The organism is Saccharopolyspora erythraea (assembly GCF_018141105.1).
GTDB classification, from domain to species: domain Bacteria; phylum Actinomycetota; class Actinomycetes; order Mycobacteriales; family Pseudonocardiaceae; genus Saccharopolyspora_D; species Saccharopolyspora_D erythraea_A.
Genome location: NZ_CP054839.1, coordinates 8,105,193 through 8,120,116, shown reverse-complemented (window position 1 = coordinate 8,120,116; position 14,924 = coordinate 8,105,193). Strand labels below are relative to the sequence as shown.

Annotated in this window: 12 protein-coding genes and 1 pseudogene; 5 read left to right on the top strand and 8 right to left on the bottom strand. The window is 70.5% G+C overall.

Annotated elements, in window-relative coordinates; all coding sequences use genetic code 11:
* Positions 1–66 precede the first annotated feature (66 nt).
* From HUO13_RS36650 to HUO13_RS36635, 4 genes are all read left to right on the top strand, one after another.
* Positions 67–1,407, top strand: a complete 1,341-nt coding sequence (locus HUO13_RS36650) for an extracellular solute-binding protein (RefSeq protein ID WP_249124336.1) — start codon at positions 67–69, stop codon at positions 1,405–1,407.
* Positions 1,407–2,285, top strand: a complete 879-nt coding sequence (locus HUO13_RS36645) for a carbohydrate ABC transporter permease (protein WP_211899395.1) — start codon at positions 1,407–1,409, stop codon at positions 2,283–2,285. The genes HUO13_RS36650 and HUO13_RS36645 overlap by 1 nt, the downstream gene beginning before the upstream one ends.
* Positions 2,286–2,287: 2 nt before the next feature.
* Positions 2,288–3,127, top strand: a complete 840-nt coding sequence (locus HUO13_RS36640; protein WP_211899394.1) for a carbohydrate ABC transporter permease — start codon at positions 2,288–2,290, stop codon at positions 3,125–3,127.
* 115 nt (positions 3,128–3,242) lie between these two features.
* Positions 3,243–5,000 (top strand): alpha/beta hydrolase, encoded by a 1,758-nt coding sequence (locus HUO13_RS36635; protein WP_249124335.1) that lies wholly within the window; start codon positions 3,243–3,245, stop codon positions 4,998–5,000.
* A 70-nt stretch (positions 5,001–5,070) separates the two neighbouring features.
* Here HUO13_RS36635 and HUO13_RS36630 read toward each other — a convergent pair whose 3' ends face one another.
* The 6 genes from HUO13_RS36630 to HUO13_RS36605 all read right to left on the bottom strand — a co-directional run bounded on the left by HUO13_RS36630 (position 5,071) and on the right by HUO13_RS36605 (position 11,141).
* On the bottom strand, positions 5,071–5,244 hold the full coding sequence (locus tag HUO13_RS36630; RefSeq protein WP_211899393.1) for a hypothetical protein: 174 nt from the start codon (positions 5,242–5,244) through the stop codon (positions 5,071–5,073).
* A 293-nt stretch (positions 5,245–5,537) separates the two neighbouring features.
* Positions 5,538–7,355: a phosphoenolpyruvate carboxykinase (GTP) gene (locus tag HUO13_RS36625; RefSeq protein WP_211899392.1), complete on the bottom strand. Its 1,818-nt coding sequence runs from the start codon at positions 7,353–7,355 to the stop codon at positions 5,538–5,540.
* Positions 7,356–7,731: 376 nt separating this feature from the next.
* Positions 7,732–8,472 carry a DUF6802 family protein gene (locus HUO13_RS36620; protein WP_211899391.1) on the bottom strand — a complete coding sequence of 247 codons (741 nt, stop codon included), beginning with the start codon at positions 8,470–8,472 and terminating at the stop codon, positions 7,732–7,734.
* Between the two features lie 82 nt (positions 8,473–8,554).
* A complete protein-coding gene (locus tag HUO13_RS36615) occupies positions 8,555–9,940 on the bottom strand; it encodes an FAD-binding oxidoreductase (protein WP_211899390.1) in 1,386 nt (461 codons plus the stop codon).
* A 110-nt stretch (positions 9,941–10,050) separates the two neighbouring features.
* On the bottom strand, positions 10,051–10,266 hold the full coding sequence (locus HUO13_RS36610) for a hypothetical protein (RefSeq protein WP_211899389.1): 216 nt from the start codon (positions 10,264–10,266) through the stop codon (positions 10,051–10,053).
* On the bottom strand, positions 10,263–11,141 hold the full coding sequence (locus HUO13_RS36605) for a hypothetical protein (RefSeq protein ID WP_211899388.1): 879 nt from the start codon (positions 11,139–11,141) through the stop codon (positions 10,263–10,265). The genes HUO13_RS36610 and HUO13_RS36605 overlap by 4 nt, the downstream gene beginning before the upstream one ends.
* 171 nt (positions 11,142–11,312) lie before the next feature.
* On the opposite strand from HUO13_RS36605, the pseudogene HUO13_RS36600 reads away from it, so the two are divergent.
* A pseudogene (locus HUO13_RS36600) lies at positions 11,313–11,965 on the top strand (S1 family peptidase).
* Positions 11,966–11,983: 18 nt separating this feature from the next.
* On the opposite strand, the gene HUO13_RS36595 reads toward HUO13_RS36600, so the two are convergent.
* Together HUO13_RS36595 and HUO13_RS36590 are read right to left on the bottom strand one after the other, a co-directional pair.
* Positions 11,984–12,928, bottom strand: coding sequence for a tetratricopeptide repeat protein (locus HUO13_RS36595; protein WP_211899387.1), 945 nt, complete (start codon positions 12,926–12,928; stop codon positions 11,984–11,986).
* Between the two features lie 114 nt (positions 12,929–13,042).
* The gene (locus tag HUO13_RS36590) at positions 13,043–14,902 is read right to left on the bottom strand and encodes a dynamin family protein (protein WP_211899386.1); all 1,860 of its coding nucleotides are present in this window, start codon (positions 14,900–14,902) and stop codon (positions 13,043–13,045) included.
* Positions 14,903–14,924: the final 22 nt, after the last annotated feature.

Sequence of the window (14,924 nt, the reverse complement as noted above, 5' to 3'; positions counted from 1 at the left end):
TGGAATTAAGTTGCACACGTGTGATCCCGGTCTCAGCATAGGCGCAAGATTCCTCGGAGGACCACGATGCGGCGCAGGAAAGCGATGGCCGTGCTGACCGCCGGTGTGCTGGGGGTCTCCCTCGCCGCCTGTGGCGGCTCCGCCGCCAGCGACCCCAACACCATCACCGTCGCCTACCACCGCTACGGCAACACGCAGAACGTCGACGGGTGGATGCAGCGCGTCAAGCAGCAGTACGAGCAGGCGCATCCGGGCAAGACCGTCAAGCTCGACCCGGTCGTGGCCCCGGAGAGCGAGTACCTGTCGAAGCTGCAACTGCGGATGCGCTCGGCCTCGACGGCGCCCGACGTGATCTACGAGGACTCCTTCAACCTCAACTCCGACGTGGAGGCCGGCTACCTCGCCCCGCTCGACGAGCGACTGGCGCAGTGGCCGGAGTGGAACCAGTACATCGACACCACCAAGCAGGCAGGCCGGGCCGCCGACGGCCGCACCTACGGCGTTCCGCTCGACACCGACACCCGCGGCCTCTGGTACAACCGCGACCTCTTCGCCCGCGCCGGTCTGCCCGCCGACTGGAAGCCGCGTACCTGGGAGGACGTGCTCGCCGCGGCGCGGCAGGTCAAGCAGCGCTTCCCCGATGTCATCGGGCTCGACATGTCGCTGGGCAAGGCCGAGGGCGAGTCGGTGAGCATGCAGACGGTCGAGATGCTGCTCTACGGCACCGAGACCGGCACCCTCTACGACGAGCAGCAGAAGAAGTGGATCGCGCCCAGCCGCGGTTTCGCCGACGCGATGAGCTTCCTGTCCACGGCCATCGGCGAAAACCTGACGCAGAGCAAGGCCCAGATCGCCGACGCCCAGTACGACAAGACCGCCCGCGACGAACTGGCGCAGCAGGGCAAGGTGGCGATCCGGCTGGACGGCAGCTTCGCGGCGGGCAACTGGGACGCCGCGGGCTGGAAGAACTGGAGCGAGACGATGTCGGCGACCGCGATGCCGACCCAGTTCGGCCAGGCGCCGGGGTCGGTGTCGATGTCGGGCGGCTGGACGCTCGCGCTGAGCGCGTCGGGCAAGAAGCAGGACGACGCCTTCGAGTTCGTGAAGCTGGCCATGTCCAAGGACAACGTCGTCGAGTACTCGATCGCCAGCGGGAACCTGCCCGCCAGGCAGGACGCCGCGGCCGACCCGAGGGTCGCCGACGCTACCCCGGTGACCCGGTTCTGGATCGGCCTGCTGGGCAACACCCACTACCGGCCCGCGCTGCCGGAGTATCCGAAGGTCTCCGAGGAGATCCAGCAGTCCGTGCTCGAAGTGGTGGACGGCAGGCCACCGGTCGAGGTCGCCGACAAGTGGGCGCAGAGCGTGAGCCGAGTCGTCGAGGCCGCCAACACCCGGGCGGGCTGATGGCGGTCCTGCGGCCCCACCGGGTGGGGAGCTGGCTGGCGCCGATGGCACCGGCGCTGGTCCTGCTCGGCCTGTTCGTGGTCGGGCCGATCCTGTGGAGCTGCTACGTCGCTTTCACCGACGCCGCGCTCACCGGCAGCGGCGCGACCGACCCGCAGTTCGTCGGCCTGGACAACTTCCGGCGGCTGTTCGCCGATCCCGCGCTGTGGCACTCGGCCTGGCTGACCGTGCTGTTCACGCTGGGCTCGGCGGTGATCGGGCAGAACTGCCTCGGCATGCTCATCGCGCTGCTCACCCGGCACCGCAGCCGGTGGCTGCGCAACAGCGTGGGCATCGTCGTGGTGTCGGCGTGGGTGCTGCCGGAGCTGGTGGCCGCGTTCGCGATCTACGCGTTCCTCAACCCGGAAGGCACGCTGAACAACCTGTTCGCGGCGGTCGGTGCCGGTGAGCAGGACTGGCTGTTCAGCGCGCCGATGGCCGCGATCGTGCTGGGCAACGTCTGGCGCGGCACCGCGTTCTCGATGCTGGTCTACCAGGCCACGCTGTCGCAGGTGCCCGGCGACCTGTCCGAGGCCGCCGAGGTCGACGGCGCGGGGCCGCTGCGCCGGTTCCGGCACGTCACGCTGCCGATCATCCGCGGCGCGGTGCTCACCAACCTGATGCTGGTCACGTTGCAGACCATCGGCATGTTCACGCTGATCTACGTGCTGACCGCGGGCGGTCCCGGCGACGCCACGCAGACGCTGCCGCTGCTGATGTACGACACGGCGTTCGAGTTCGACGAGATCGGCTACGGCGCGACGATGTCGCTGGTGCTGCTGGGCATCGGCGGCCTGTTCGCCGTCGTGTACGCCAAGAGCCTCCGGGACGAGGTGTGAGCATGGTGGCCATCACCTCGGCGCGCAGGAGCTCGGCGTCGGCTGTGGTGCACCTGGTGCTCGGCCTGATCGCGCTGGCCTTCCTCGCGCCGCTGCTGTGGCTGGTCACGGCGGCCTTCGACGCCGACGCGCCGCTGTCGGCCGGTGTGCCGAGCAGCTTCACGCTCGACAACTTCACCCAGGTGCTCAACTGGGAGACCAGCCTTCGTCCACTGTGGAACGGTCTGCTGATGTGCGGCGGTGCCGCGCTGCTGGCGGTCGTCGCGGCGGTGCTCTGCGCGTACCCGCTCTCGCGCTACCAGCTCCGCTTCAAGCGGCCGTTCCTCTACACCGTGCTGTTCGCGACCGGGCTGCCCATGACGGCGGTCATGGTGCCGGTCTACAGCATGTTCGTGCAGTTCTCGCTGATCGACTCGATGTTCGGCACGACACTGTTCCTGGCGTCGAGCTCGCTGCCGATCGCGATCTGGATGACCAAGAACTTCATGGACGGCGTGCCGATCAGCCTGGAGGAGGCGGCCTGGGTGGACGGCGCATCCGGCATGCAGGCGCTGCGATCGGTGGTGCTGCCGCTGGTCGTGCCGGGCATGAGCGTGGTCGCGATCTTCACGTTCATCACGTCGTGGGGCAACTTCTTCGTGCCGTTCGTGCTGCTGCTCGACCCGGCCAAGCAACCCGCCGCGGTCGGCGTCTACACCTTCTTCGGCCAGGGCGGCCTGATCGCCTACGGACAGCTCGCGGCGTACTCGATCCTCTACACGGCACCGGTGATCCTGCTCTACCTGGTGGTTTCGCGTTCCCTCGGCGGCGCCTTCGCCCTCGCGGGTGCGATCAAGCACTAGCCTCCGGACCCCGCGAGGAGCCCCAGTGCCTCCCTTCTGGGTGAGGGATTCGCTGACATCTGTCACATGAAGTGCTGACTACTGGTTCTACTTCGATTTCTGTTCGCTCGATGGAATGAACGTCGTGATCACGGGTGGTCACGACGCCGCCAACTCGAAGGCGGCGCCCATCGAACGAGGGGAATCGATGCGCAGACTGATGATCGGCCTGGGGGTGACCGCGGCGGTGGCCGGCCTGCTGGCCACCGGCCAGCCGGTGCTGGCCGAGCCGCCAGCGCCACCGCAGGCGCCGTCGCGGGCGTTTCCGGAGGCACCGGCGGAGTACGCGGGTCAGCGGATCCAGTGGCAGCCCTGCTTCCCGCCCGGGCAGCCGCTGCCGCCCGGCCTTCCGCCGGGCTCGGAACGGATCGAGTGCGGCGAGCTGACCGCGCCGCGGGACTGGCACGACCCGGCGGGCGGTGAGGACGTCACCATCGCCGTGACGCGGCTTTCGCCCGCGAGCGGCCCGGCGGGGCGCGCGCTGTTCACCAACCCCGGCGGGCCGGGCGGTGCCGGGGTGGAGATGCCGCTGGCGATGCTGGTCCAGAACCACACCCGGGTGCTGGAGAACTTCGACATCTACGGCATCGACGTCCGCGGCACCGGGCTGAGCAGCACCGTCTCGTGCGGGCCGCAGGACGCCACCGATCCGCTCGACGCCCGCGACCGCAGCCCGCAGAGCATCCGCGCGCAGCTCGCGCTCACCGAGGAGTTCGCCGCGGACTGCCAGCGGCACAGCGGTGAGCTGGGCCGGTACGTCACGACCGAGCAGACCGTCGCCGACCTGGACCTGCTGCGGCAGGTCGAGCAGCGCGAGAAGGTCAACTGGTACGGGGTCTCGGGCGGCACCTGGCTGGGCGCGTACTACGCCACCTACTTCCCGGAGGCCGTCGACAAGTTCGTGCTCGACTCCAACGCGCAGTTCACCGGGAGCTGGCAGGAGGTCTTCGGCTGGCAGCCGCTGGCCTTCGAGCGCCGGTGGCGCGAGGACCTGCGCCCGTGGCTGGCCGCCCACGACGACGTCTACGGTCTCGGCGCGACGCCCGACGCGGTGCAGAAGACCGTCGACGAGCTGCGCGCCGAGCTGAAGCGCAACCCGGTGCCGAATCCCGAGGGCGCACCGCTGGACCACAACGCGTTCGACTCGATGTTGCTGTGGACCATGTACAGCAAGCAGGCGTTCCCGTCGCTCGGCGAGGCGCTGGCCGGGCTGCGCGGCGGCACCGCGCCCCAGCGCGAGGACGCCGCCCGCACGATGGCCCGCGCCGACGCCATGGCGCTGCCGATGCGGCCAACGCCGGTCGCCGACGGCCAGGACCCGGTGCTGGACAGCCAGACCGCGACGATGTTCTCGATCCGCTGCAACGACACGCGGTTCCGTGGTGGGCCCGGCGATCTGGTGTGGAACTCGGAGCTGCAGGGACGGCTGTTCCCGACCTACGGCTACAACACGATCTTCCAGCCCTGCGCGTACTGGGACCGGCCTGACGTGGAGCTTCGCGAGCCCACCGGCGAAGGCGTGCCGCCGGTGCTGATGCTGCAGTCGGAGAACGACCCGGCGACCGCGGTCGAGGGCGCGCGGATCGCGCACCGCGACTTCGCGGGCTCGCGCATGGTCACCGTCGCGGACGAGGGAGACCACGGGGTCTACGCGGCGGGCAACGCCTGCGTCGACGATGTTGTGGAGTCCTACCTCGTCGACGGCGTCGTGCCGGCGCGGGACGTGACGTGCCAGGGCGTCGGTCTTCCCGAGCCGCAGCAGGCGCGCACGGCCGCGGCGAAGCCGGCCGGACTGCTCGACGTGCTCGCCGAGCTGGCGGACACCCTGGGCTGACCCAGGAAAGCAGGCGGGCGGTGAGCGGGATTTCTCCCCTCACCGCCCGCGTCGCTCGTTTTCGCGCGTTTCATCGCAGCATTTGCCTCCCCTCTCGGTCGATCTCGGACTCACCGCGGGGTAATGGGATGCCGTCGATCTCGCCTTCGGTCTTCTCGCCGGTCTCGTCGTCGTCGACGCGCATCGCCACGAACACCGCGACGACCGCGATCAGCGACAACGCCAGCATCGCCAGATCAGCCATGACACCTCCCTCCACCCCCTCGGAACGCTGATTGTGACAGCGGATACAGATAGGACGCCGTGTGCCGGGAAGCGGTTGCTGATCGAATCCGGTTTTTCGCGACTACCCGTTCGGCGTAGTCAAACCGCACCTTCGAATGCAAAAAGCGGCGCTTTCCCGAAAGAGATTCATCTCTCCCTGGGAAAGCGCCGCACGATTGCGCACGCTGGACCCCGGACCGGCACGTCCGGGTGGTCTACCCGCCGAAGCGCCGTTGCTCCGGCCGAAGACCACCCGGACGAGCGATCCGCGGATCAGGCTCCGAGGCGCTGCTTGAGGGCCTCGAACTCGTCCCGCATGGAGCTCGGCAGCGAGTCGCCGATGTTGGCGAACCACTCCTCGATCAGCGGCAGCTCGGCCTTCCACTCCTCGACGTCGACGTGCAGCGCGGTCTCCACGTCCTCGCGCGGGGTGTCCAGGCCGGACAGGTCGATCTGGTCCGCGGACGGCACGCGGCCGATCGGGGTGTCCTCGGCGGCGGCGTTGCCGTCCAGGCGCTCGACGATCCACTTGAGCACCCGGGAGTTCTCGCCGAAGCCCGGCCACACGATCTTCTTGCCGGACTCGTCGCGGCGGAACCAGTTGACGTAGAAGATCCGCGGCAGCTTGGAGGAGTCGGCCTCCTTGCCCACGTTCACCCAGTGCTGGAAGTAGTCGCCGACGTTGTAGCCGATGAACGGCAGCATGGCCATCGGGTCGCGGCGGACCTCGCCGACCTTGCCAGCCGCGGCGGCGGTCTTCTCCGAGGACAGCGTGGCGCCCATGAACACGCCGTGCTGCCAGTCGAAAGCCTCGTTGACCAGCGGGACCGTGGTCTTGCGGCGACCGCCGAACAGGATCGCCGAGATCGGCACGCCCTTGGGGTCGTCCCACTCCGGCGCCAGGATCGGGCACTGCGACATCGGCGTGCAGTAGCGCGAGTTCGGGTGGGCGGCCTTCTCGTCCGACTCGGGGGTCCAGTCGCGGCCCTTCCAGTCGGTGAGGTGCTGCGGGTCGCCCTCCATCTCCTCCCACCACACGTCGCCCTCGTCGGTCAGCGCGACGTTGGTGAACAGCGAGTTGCCCTTCTCGATGGTGCGCATCGCGTTCGGGTTGGTCTTCCAGTTGGTGCCCGGCGCGACGCCGAAGAAGCCGGCCTCCGGGTTCACCGCGTAGAGCCTGCCGTCCTCGCCGAAGCGCATCCAGGCGATGTCGTCACCGAGGGTCTCGACCCGCCAGCCCGGGATGGTCGGCTGCAGCATCGCCAGGTTGGTCTTGCCGCAGGCCGACGGGAACGCCGCGGCCACGTAGTGGACCTCGTTCTCCGGCGAGATCAGCTTGAGGATCAGCATGTGCTCGGCCAGCCAGCCCTCGTCGCGGGCCATCGCCGAGGCGATCCGCAGCGAGAAGCACTTCTTGCCCAGCAGCGCGTTGCCGCCGTAGCCGGAGCCGAAGCTCCAGATCTTGCGCTCCTCGGGGAAGTGGGTGATGTACTTCGTGTCGTTGCACGGCCACGGCACGTCCTGCTGGCCCGGCTCCAGCGGGGCGCCCACGGAGTGCAGCGCCTCCACGAAGTTCTCGTCGGTGCCCAGGCGTTCGAGGACCTTCGCCCCCATGCGGGTCATGATGTGCATCGAGACCACGACGTACTCGGAGTCGGTGATCTCCACCCCGAGCTTCGGCTCGTCGGCGCCGAGCGGGCCCATGCAGAACGGGATGACGTACATCGTGCGACCACGCATGCAGCCCCGGTAGAGCTCCGTCATGATCGCCTTCATCTCGTCCGGCTGCATCCAGTAGTTGGTTACGCCGGCGTCCTTCTCCTCGTGGGAGCAGATGAAGGTGCGCTCCTCGACGCGGGCGACGTCGCTGGGGTCGGAAGCGGCGTAGAAGGAGTTCGGCTTCTTCGCGAGCCGTTTGAAGGTGCCGGCCTCGACCAGCCGTTCGGTGAGCCGCTGCCACTCTTCCTGCGAGCCATCGCACCAGACCACCCGGTCAGGGGTCGTCAGCTCGGCGACCTCGCGCACCCACGACAGCAGGCGCGCGTGTGTGGTCGGTGCCTGGTCGAGACCGGGGATGGTCAATGAGGTCATCGCGTCTTGTCTCCTGACTGGGCGCCGCAGCCCGGAATCGGGTCTTTAGGGAAAGCTCCGCCCAACCCGCAGATCGGGCAGATTCAAAGGGATGCAATGAGGCTAACCGCGCCGAGGGCCCGCAATGCAGATCAGGATTGTCGGTTCTCTCACAAGAACGATAAGGGAATCGATTCAGAATCCAACGGCGCAATGGATCGTCCGTGACCGAGGTCCCAGTTGCTCAAGAATTTCCGGCGAAGTGGACACGTGTGCGAACGGAGGGTGGCCGGAACGAGACGGCCGGACGGCGGTTGATCGACGCCGGAGAAAGCGAACCGCCCGGTGCCCTCGCGTGGAGGGCACCGGGCGGCGGGTTTGGGGACGGGGCGGGGCGTCAGCTCCAGAGGGTGTCCGAGTCGGCGGCGGGCGCCCCGGAACCGCCGTGGGAGCTGCCCGCGCCGCGGCCGGCGCCGCCCTCCGGCTTCGGCTCCGGCTGCGCCTGCGGCTCGGGGTCGCCGAAGCTCCAGGCAGCGTCGTCGGTCGGGCCGACGGCCGGGCTCGGCGTGTACTGCCCGTGCTCGTCGATGCGCCCCTGCTCGACCACGGTCCACTGCCCGTCGCCGGTGTGGTGCGCCGTGGTCACGTCGCCGGTGCTGCTGATGTCGATGATCTGGTCCGCCGACCCGTCGCCGTCGACGTCGGTGACCAGCCGCGTGCCGTCGGCGGTGCTGACCACCGCGGTGTCGGCGACGCCGTCCTGGTTGGTGTCCTCGGTGGCCGGGCCGATCTGGACGTCGCCCTCCGGGGTGTCGACGACCATCGACTCACCGCCCTGCTGCCTGGGGTCGGCCTCGCCCGGGTGCTGCTGCGGCTGCTCGGCGACCCAGTCGCCGGTCGCGGCGTCGAAGCGGGCCTGGCTGACGACCTGGCCGTTGGCGTCGACGGTCTGCATGACGTCGGCGGCGCCGTCGGCGTTCTCGTCGATGTAGCCCACGTAGCCGTCGTCGGTCATCACCGCGACGGTCTCGTCGACCCCGTCGCCGTCGAGGTCGAAGTTCGCCTCGGCGGTGTACTCCTCGCCCTCGACGGAGATCTTGATGTCGCCGTCGTTCGCGCCCGTCTCCTCGATGTACACGTGCGCACCCCTCAACTCCGCGTCCGCTTTCCACAGCTATGACGCAGAGTAGAGGCAGCGGGTTCCCGCGCGACAGCCGCGCTCAGGCCGCGCGGGCCATCCCGGGGCGGATGTTCTGGTTCAGGTGGAACAGGTTGTCCGGGTCGTAGCTGCGCTTGATCGCGGCCAGCCGCTCGTAGTTCTGCCGGTAGTTGGCCTTGATGCGCTCCTGGTCGTCGCCCGCCATGAAGTTGATGTAGCCGCCGGGCTCGGCGTGCGGCGCGGTCGCGGCGTAGAAGTCGCGCACCCAGGCGATGTTGGCCTCGTTGTCGGCCGGATCGGGCCACATGCCGGCGATGACGCTCGCGAAGTTGGCGTCGCGGTAGGCGAAGGCGGTCTCGTCCTGGCCGACCCGGTGGCACGCGCCGTTGATCGGGTAGATGTGCACCGCGGTGTTGACGGAGGGCACCCGCGCCCCGTAGGTGATGTGCGCCTCGATCGCCTCGTCGGTGAGCTCCCGGACGAAGCTGGCCTTCCAGTAGTGCTGGAGCCCCGGCGGCACCAGGGCGTCGAACGCGCTGTTGAGCAGCGGATACGGCATGACGCCGACGTGCTCGGCGACCACGGGTGCCACCTCGCGCAGCCGGCCGATGACCCGTTCGCCTTCCCGGACGTCGCCGGTCCAGCACGTCACCAACAACTGGTGCGGCAGGCCGTGCCGGTTCTGCGGGATGAACGGCAGCGGCGGGGCGAGGTGGAACCCAGGGAAGCCGCCGAACTCCTCGGGGGCCTCGGCGATGAACTCCCGGAAGAAGCGGAGCACGTCGCCCGCGCGGTCCAGGTCGAAGAACATCGGCCCGCCGTAGATGTCGGCGACCGGGCTCAGGCGGAACTCGAAGGAGGTCACCACGCCGAAGTTGCCGCCGCCCCCGCGGATCGCCCAGAACAGGTCCTCCTCGGAGTCCTCGCCGACCAGGCGCATCGTGCCGTCGGCGGTGACGACGTCGGCGGAGACGAGGTTGTCCGCCGAGAGCCCCAGCCTGCGGCTCAGGTATCCGATGCCGCCACCGAGGGTGAGGCCGCCGACACCGGTGGTGGAGATGATGCCGCCGGTGGTGGCCAGCCCGAAGGCGTGCGTCGCGGCGTCGAGGTCGCCCCACGTCGCCCCGCCCTCGACGCGAGCAGTCCGCCGCACCGGGTCGACCCGAACGCCGCGCATCGCCGACAGGTCGATCACCACCCCGTCGTCGCACGTGCCGAACCCGGGCACGCTGTGCCCGCCGCCGCGCACGGCGACGTCGAGCCGGTTCGCCCTGGCGAAGTCGACCGCCGCCATGACGTCCCCGGCGTTGGCGCACTGCACGACGACCCACGGCCTGCGGTCGATCATGGCGTTGTTGACCTTGCGCACGTCGTCGTAGCGCTGGTCGGTCTCGGTGATGACGGGGCCGCGGACGCGGTCCCGGAGGTTCTCGATCGTGACGGTCATGGCCGCCTCCCGTCCAGGGAGCTGTGCCGGCGCGGCCGGGATGTCCGCGCGGTGGCACCAGCGTCACGGCATGTCGCGGCAACCCGCCAGGGTCGAGAGACCTGTGGGCGTCATGACGGGTCCCGCGTCGCGGCGAGGAGCCGGTAGTCGATCCGCACGTCGCGGTAGGTGATCTCGGCTCGCACCGGTTCGGGCAACCCGGTGCGGGCCGACTCCGACGTGCCTTCCACCTCACCGGTGAACTCGACCCGGGCGTCGGGGTCCACGTGGAACCGCAGGGTTCGCGCCCGTACGGTCGCGGTGAAGCTGATGTCCGGCCCGCTCACGACGGCCGGTCCCCGCGACGGCCCCGGCGAGGTGGGGGAGGTTCGCGCCGGGGGCGCCGGCGCTCGCGTTCGGCGCGTGTGTCTGGGCGCCGGCGCGGTCGTGCGGTCTCAGCGCGCTCGGCGCCGGCTTCCTCCTCGCGCCGGGGCCGGGTTCGGTCCGCGCGGGCTCGGTCCGCAGCGCGCCCGGCCGCTTCGCCAGGCTCGCCGCTCAGCTCCTCGGCCGCCGCGCCGACGTCCTCAGCGGCGCGTACGGCGCGCCGTCCGACGTCCTCGACCCCCGGCCCGGTCCGGCGCCCCACGTCCTCGACCGTCTCCCCAGCGCCCCGTCCGACGTCCTCGACTGCCCGCCGCGCACCGCGGCCGGCTTCGCCAACCGCCTCCCCGGCGCCTCGCCCGACTTCGCCGGCGACCTCTTCGACCGCTCCACCCGCGCCGCGGCCCACCTCGCCGACCGCTTCCCCGACGCCGCGCAACGTGGGCTCGACGCCGCGCACGAGCTGCTCGAGCAGCTGCGGGTTCCGGTCGACGGTCGCGAGCACCCGCTCGATGATCCGGGCCACCCGGTCGAGCCGGACCTTCAGCAGCGCCTGCGCCTCGACCCCGGTGATGGTCAGCGACACCTGCCCGAGCGTCACGTCGGCGCCCACGTTGAGCTTCAGCAGGTCGAGCACCTCGGCCTGCAACGAGACCCGCGCCCTGAGGTCCTGGACCTCGAGGTCGATCTCGTCGACCGACAGGCTGGGGACGTCCAGGAGTACGTCGGGTTCAGCGCTGTCCGGACCGTCGGGAGTGCCGCTCTCCTGAACCGCCGGTTCGGTGTGGGCCCGGTCGTGCCGGTCCACAGCCGGGTTTTCCTCGTCGTCCGCTCCTGCCATGCGACCACCTCCCCGAGATGCACACCGTCCTGGCGGCCACCGGTCGGTGCCAGGGGCGAACGTCCTCGCTGGTCGAGGGCTCTACCGGACCGGTGGGTACTGCCGAGGTCGCGGTGGGGATCAGTTCGCGGGCCGACGCGTGCGCACACGCCGATCACCGAGGGTGTCGGCATGACGACGAAGAAATGGGCCCTGGTCGCGGCCGCGCTCGGCATCCTCCTCACCGCGGCACCTGCCGCTGCCGGCGTGCAGCCGAAGATCGTCGGCGGCACGCCGGCAAGCACCGACGACAACCCCTGGATGATGTGGATCACCGACACCCCGGACGCTCCGGAAGGCGACGCGCTGCACTGCGGGGGCACGCTGGTCACCCCGACCAAGGTCGTGACCGCCGCGCACTGCGTCGACGAGCACCCCACCGACCGGATGCACGTCGTCGGTGGGCGCACCGACCTGCGCACCGGCGACGGCGAGGTGCGCGGAGTCATGTCGGTGTGGACGCACCCAGACTGGCAGCACACCCCGCCGCCGCCCGGTGAGCTGCAGCGGATGTATCCCGACGTCGCGGTCATCACGCTCGACCGCCCGATGCCGTTGCCAACCCTGCCGCTGGCCACTGTCGAGGACGCGGCCCTGTACCGCGCCGGAACGCCGGCCCGGATCCTCGGATCACCACGCACGGCGGCGACAGCGGCGGGCCGCTGGTCGCGGGCGGCAAGCTGATCGGCGTCACGGCCGGTGGCACCTACAGCCTGCACGCCAACTACAGCACCTTCACCGAGCTGATCACTTTCACCGAGCAGATCCAGGAGCAGCTGGACTAGCGCCGGACCTCCGGGATGTCAGTCGAGATGGGGACGGCCGCAGCACTTCTTGTACTTCGCCGCCGCCCCGCACCAGCAAGGGGCGTTGCGGGCCGGCGGCCAGGTGATCAGCCTGCCCGCTTCGACGATCTCGTCCATGCAGGCCCGGCGAGTGGTCTCATCGGTCGGGTCGCCACCGGTGCGCGCTGCGAACTCGATGAGCACCGTCGTGGTCAGCGGCACCATGGTGATCCGGCCGACCCCCGCCTCGGACAGCTCGCGGTTGGCCCGCTCGCGATCGCGGACGGTTGCCTCGGGGTCGCCGTGTTCGACCAGCCGCGGCCAGATCTCGTGTGCCCGTGCGACCTCGCCACGCGGCCAGAAGAGCACCCGGACCTCGGCGGGCGGTCGCACATCGTCGGCCGGGCCGTCGATCAGGGCGTCGATGTCGTCGAAGGGATCGGGGCCGACCGGCGGCGCCGATTCGTCGAGCTCGTCCGGTGGGATTCCCAGGGCTTCGCGAACGCGCCGACGGCCGACGAGGACGCTGCCGGCGTGGGAGAAGGCGGCGAACTCGTGGTCCAGGTCGGCCATCTCCTGCTCGCTCAGCCTGGAGACCGCCATGTTGAACCAGGTCAACGAGTTCTGGTGGTCGGCGCGTTCCTCCAGGAGCTCGGCCGCCAGGTGGTAGGGCACCGGAGATGGCGGACGCTGGTGTCGCAGCGCGTCGAGCTGGGCACGGGCTTCGTCGTCACGACCCAGGTCGAACAGGACCTCGGCCATCCCCACGCGGGCGTTGGCCCCGTCCTCCCCGCCGTGCGCGATGGCTTCTTCGAGCAGCTGGACGGCACGGTCGTGGTCGCCGGCCCGATGCCACTGGTCGGCGGCATCGGTCAGGATCTCCGCACGTTCGTCGGGGTACTCGTCGAGTTCGGCTTCGAGCTCCCTCGCGAACCTCGCGGCTTCCGCGGATCTCGGCTTCACCCGCGGCAACCTACATCCCGTCCGCAGCGCGTGGGCGTCCGCACCGCTCTGCCGATGGCAGGCATGTCCGTCCGTGGCCGCTCCGCGCCACCGGGAGCAGGCGCCCGGCCCCCGTCAGGCCGCGCGGTCGCGGAGGTTGCGGATGCTTTCGAGCAGCTGCTCGGCCTTCTCCCGGCCGGCGGTGGCCTCGGTGAGCCGGCGGCTGACGGTCTGCAACCGGCGGCTGCGTTCGGCGGCGTCCATCTTCAGCGCCTTGTCGACCTCCCGCAGCTCGCCCTCGATGGCCTCGATCCGCCTGGTCAGGGCGTCGTCGAGGGCCAGCGACAACTGCTGCTCGGCCTCGATGAGCTGCTCGGACACCAGCTGGTCCAGCGTGGAGCGCGCGTCGGCGATCGCCTCGGTGAGCCACTGCTTCATGTGCTGCTTGTCGGCCGCGTGCTTGCGCGTGCGTGCCATCCACCAGCCCGCACCCAGCCCGAGCACGATCGTCACCGGCAGCACGATCGGGTTCAGCACGCCGATGCCGACCCCGGCCAGCGGCATCGCCGCGGCCCGCCCGACGCCGAGACCACCCGAGATCCCCATGAACACCAGCAGCTTGTCCTCGGCGGTCGGCGGGCGCTTGTCCGGCGGGCGCAGCGCGATCGGCGCCTGCGCGCCACGCGCGAACTGCGAGCGGATCACGTCGAGCTCCTCGGCGGAGAACAGCTCCGCCAGCGAGGACTCGGCGACCCTGGCCAGCCGCGCCGACAGCATCGCCGCCACCCGCGTCGAGACCATCTGCAACGCGATGTCGACCTGCTGCGGCAGTTCGGGCAGCTGCTGGCGGTCGGCGCCGTCGATCGAGCGGCGGAACCAGTTCTGCACCTCGCGGACCTGCCGGGTCACCTCGTGCCCGGTCTCCACGCGGGTGCGCTGGATCTCGCCGCGCAGCCGGACCTGCCAGCCGCGCGTCGACGACCGGCGCGCCGTGGTCAGCTCGTCGCGGCGTCCGCGCAGCGACTCCGCCTCGTCCTCGCCGACGGTCAGCGCCCGCTTCTCGGCCTCCAGCTTCGCGGTCAGCTCACCGAGCACGGTCGACAGCGCGCGCATCGTGTTGGCCTCGCCGAGCATGGCCGAGCGGCCGGCGACGAGCTGCTCCAGCGCCGAGCGCAGCTCGGTGATGCCGGACTTCTCGCGCAGCATCGCGCCCGCCTGCTCGCTCGGCGCCTTGGCCGCCATCTCCTGCATGCGGGCCGACACCGGGTAGATCGGGACGTCGGCGAACCGCGGCGCGTGCTCGGCCAGCAGCCTGCGGTCCTCCTCCAGCACCTGCCGCCACCCGCGGTGCTGGTCGGTCTTGGCCAGCGCGAACACCACCGTCTCGACCCGGTCGCCGACGGTGCGAAGGAAGTCCAGCTCACCGCGCGTGAACGGGGCGGAGGCGTCGACGACGAACAGCAGCGCGGTCGCCGAGGCCGCCGCCTCCAGGGCCAGCTCGCCGTGCACGGAGTCGAGCCCGCCGACGCCGGGGGTGTCGACGACGGTCAGCTTCGACAGAGCCTCCAGCGGTGCCTCGACCCGCACGTAGCGCGGCGGGAGCTGACCGTCGGGCAGCTCGTGTCCGACCGCGGACCAGGCTGGCAGCTCGGCGAGCGGGAAGGCGACCGGTTCCTGCTGACCCGGATAGCAGGCCAGGCCCGCCCACTGCTCGCCGTACTGGAACTGCAGGTAGGTCGCGGTCGCCACCCCGGCGTCCACAGGGGACATCCCCGGGCTCTCCAGGAGCGCGTTGACCAGCGAGCTCTTGCCCCGGTTGGTCTCGCCGACGACGACCACGCTGGGCGTGGCCGGGCGGGACCGGCGCACCTGGTCCACCCACTCGGCGGCCCCGGGGTCGGCCTCGCGCAACAGCGCGAACAGCTTGTCCCGGGTCTGCTTGACCAACTGCGGCAGTGCCGTCGCGACCGCCTGCCCCGGGCTCGGCGCACTCATCGCCGTCGTCTCCCCTCGCGCA